Raw genomic sequence first — 3,559 nt, 5'->3', positions numbered from 1 at the left:
GGCCGCAATGATTCCACCTACCCTTCGCCGGAGATAGGCCGACAACAGGAAGTCCCGCTCACTGACAAGCGTGTCGTACTTCTCTCGATCGACCACTGCCACAGGTTTCGTAGAGGGATTGGCTCGCTCAGAGTCTTCAGGTCTTTCGGTCATGTTCGGCTAGGCCTTCATCATGGGGTTCGAAGGCCTCTTTTTCATCCGATGACTTTCGGAAGCGGGAGTGCTGACCCAGTACTTTGGTTACTCCGCTCCTGAGCCATCTGTAAAGGTCCCTCGGTAACCTGGCCGGACCAGATAACTTGGGGAGTTTCCTAGAGCCCCAGCAGTACGGGCAAGGGGTCAGCGTATAGCCCGGGTCGCTCCCCCCGCGGCACGTGGGGCATTCGATATAGTCCTGACTACTCATCAAGATTTCCTTTCGAATCCGGTGGTCGATTTCCTCGGGTTGCAAATCCCTACCAATGGGTTGTCTATTCGCAATGCGTGTGCCAGGGGCTGGATCCTGTTAATTTGCTGGAATTGAAGGAATTCTCGGCGGGATGCCCTCTATCTTGCGGTGACGGTTTTCGAGCGGCTGGCGGGAAACAGGCAGGTCCTCTCTACGCAAGCTTAGGCTATCAGATTTATGGGTTTAAGAGATCAAAGTTTGGGCTTGACGGGGAGACTCCTATTAGGTACTTACTGATCGCGGTCAGAAAAATTGCTGATTTTCATCACATCATTAATCCACTCGTGCCGGCCCTACGCCGGAAAATCTGACGCCTTCGCGGGCGGAGCATGGCCTGGGAGGTGTTTTACTTTTCCGATGGGTGCGTGATCCTGGAGGTAGTCCGCGCCAGCCGAATGGTAAGGGTTCAGAAGCGCTCGGCCCAGGCAAGCTAGAAAAAGGGGTGGAAAAACTCCCAGGGAGGGGAGACTGACCGAGAAAGGGAGACGACCATGCCAGCACAACGGGTATTCCTGAAGACTTCCGGGCTTCTTGTGACGGTTGTCCTGGGTATGCTGTGGATCGGCATACCTACCATTGCCAAGGAGAAACCGGAGCCGTCGCTCTACGAGCGCCTCGGCGGCGTGTACCCGATCGCGACCGTTGTCGATACCTTTATCGAGCTGCTGCTAGTGAATGACGTGCTGAACGCCAACCCAGCAATCAAGGAGGCGAGAGACCGAGTGCCGAAGGCAGGCCTCAAGTACCGCGTCACCGCCCTGGTCTGCCAGGTCAGCGGGGGCCCGTGCAAGTACACGGGGCGCTCGATGAAGGAATCCCACGCGCAGATGTACATCACGGAGCGGGAGTGGCAGGCGATGCTGGCCGACTTCCGCCGCACTCTCAACAACTACCAGGTTCCCAAGCGTGAACAACAGGAGCTCATTGCCATCGTGGAGAGCACGAAGAGGGACATTGTGATCTCGGCTGGACAGAAGAAGCATTATTAGGATTGGATCCGCCGTACCTTAAACCGATAGGACGGAACAGCGAAAGATGCAGACCGGGGAGGGAAAGCTTGGAGAAAGCAGAATGTATCTGGGTAGTCCAATAACTCACAGGAGGGAGGGAGGATGGCGCTAGACACGGGGAACCTTCGAGAAGCAATTCAGAAAGTGTACAGCGAGGTCGTCCGCGATCCCAAAAAGGGCTACCACTTTCACACGGGTCCGGACTACGCCGCCGATCTCCTGGGATACGCGCGGGCGGACCTGGCCGAACTGCCTGATTCGGTGACGGCGCCCTTTGCCGGCGTGGGCAATCCCCTTTCTATGGGCCAGCCGCGACCTGGTGAGACCGTGGTCGACATCGGCGCGGGGAGCGGCATGGACACTTTCCTGGCGGCGAAGGCCGTAGGCGAGTTGGGCCGAGTCATTGCCGTGGACATGACCGACGAGATGCTCGAGTGCGGTCGCGGGAACGTGGCGCTGACCGGGATGACACACGTTGAGTTTCGCAAGGGCCTCGCCGAGGCCCTGCCAGTCGACGATGGCACGGTGGACCTTGTCATCTCGAATGGCGTGATCAATCTCTGTCCCGACAAGGCTGCAGTCTTCACTGAGGCTTTCCGAGTCCTCAAACCTGGTGGCCGGCTCCAAATCGGGGACATCATCGTGCAGAAGGACATCCCGCCGGCGGCACGGGAGAAGATTGAACTCTGGACTGCTTGAATTGGTGGCGCTCTGCTGGAAGCAGAGTACCTTGCCTCGATCCGAAACGCCGGGTTCGTCAACGTGGACATCGCGTGGCGCGGCAAGCCCTTCACGGGTGCAGCCGCTCAGGCCAATGCCGACAAGTTCGCGCTGGATGGCCTAAACATTCGCGCACGAAAGCCGTAGAGGGACCAGGCTCGCCAGACACACTTTGAGTGTAGCTCTCGACACAGCAAATTCAATAACTTCAAGCACTTGGGTGTGCAGGGCGCGGCAAAATATACCATTTCGTGACCCAAAAACGCAACCTATACGCAACCGAATCGACAAGTCCTTCCCCCGGTCATACACCACAGGAGTCCTAGTCCACCCATATAGCTTACCATCGGTGAGGTCTCCTTGTGTCAATCTACATTCGAGGATACGCGTGTTCCACTCCTCCACGGAGTTGGGCAACCTCAGCCAAGGGTTTGTAGTTGTAACATTCCCAGGCATTTAAAGGCCTGCCCGCGACAACCAAAGGGGATTGCATGAAGGTATTGACACCAACCACGTCTTCGGCGACGCTGTAGCCCCTGACAGGAAAAGCGGAGATGGAAACCGGGGTGAGCATAGCTCCCGGCCAACCTCAGGCACAATCGTTAGCGCACCAAACACCCAGACGCCTTCCGGGCGGAGCCCCCAGAGCGAAATGAACCTCGTTGCCATGGCGCATCAGACGCGCCGAAAGGAGGAGAGCGATGCCGACCTACGTCAGCCTGCTGAACTGGACAGGCCAGGGTATCAAAAAGGTGAAGGAGACGACCAAGCGGTCCAAGGCGTTCCTGGACAGGGCGGGGAAGATGAAAGTGAAGGTCAGGGAGATCTATTGGACCATGGGCCACTACGATGTCGTGGTGATTATGGAGGCTCCGGATGACGAAGCTATCAGTCGCCTGATGCTACATGAAGGCGCCTTAGGGAACGTCAAGAGCGAGACCCTCCGAGCCTTTTCGGCGCAGGAGATGACCCAGATCCTCAAAGAGATACCTTAGGCAGAACGGGAAGAGAGAAGGCATAGTTCATCGCCGGACCTCTAGAGAGGAGACCGGTTAGAGGGCGGAGGACAGCCTGGGAGTATGGCTACCTCCGTCCACACAGAAGTACGAGGACATGTTTCTAAAGCTACAGCGGGAGGCGAGGGAGGCCGGGCTTAGACGGGAGGAATAATGAGCAAGGCTTCGGACTATAAAAAAGCAGTAGAGGAAACGGAAAGACAGCGGAGCCGGGCGGAGGGGACGAAGCCCGTTTTTACTTTGCCGGGACAAGGGCCGCTCGCTTTCGTTTCAGAGGAGGGAGGGCTTGTCCTGCAAATAGGGAAACCCCTAAACTCGGCGGAAGCCCTAAAACTCGCGGCCTGGATTGTGAAAACATTCGGGGA

The 3,559-nt window shown here is 57.2% G+C and carries 4 protein-coding genes; all 4 read left to right on the top strand.

The window, feature by feature from the left end; genetic code table 11:
* Window positions 1-939: 939 nt before the first annotated feature.
* Entirely contained in the window at window positions 940-1,437 is a 498-nt protein-coding gene (locus O6929_06935; protein ID MCZ6480121.1) for a group 1 truncated hemoglobin, read from the top strand.
* A gap of 123 nt (window positions 1,438-1,560) precedes the next feature.
* Window positions 1,561-2,157 carry a methyltransferase domain-containing protein gene (locus O6929_06930; protein ID MCZ6480120.1) on the top strand — a complete coding sequence of 199 codons (597 nt, stop codon included), beginning with the start codon at window positions 1,561-1,563 and terminating at the stop codon, window positions 2,155-2,157.
* 722 nt (window positions 2,158-2,879) lie between these two features.
* Window positions 2,880-3,173 carry a GYD domain-containing protein gene (locus O6929_06925; GenBank protein MCZ6480119.1) on the top strand — a complete coding sequence of 98 codons (294 nt, stop codon included), beginning with the start codon at window positions 2,880-2,882 and terminating at the stop codon, window positions 3,171-3,173.
* A gap of 174 nt (window positions 3,174-3,347) precedes the next feature.
* Window positions 3,348-3,559, top strand: a 212-nt coding sequence (locus O6929_06920; GenBank protein MCZ6480118.1) for a hypothetical protein, incomplete at its 3' end; no start/stop codon positions are given.

It is taken from the genome of Candidatus Methylomirabilota bacterium (assembly GCA_027293415.1).
GTDB lineage: Bacteria > Methylomirabilota > Methylomirabilia > Methylomirabilales > CSP1-5 > CSP1-5.
The sequence above is the reverse complement of the archived record's forward strand: the minus strand, read 5'-3'. Positions and strand labels throughout refer to the sequence as shown.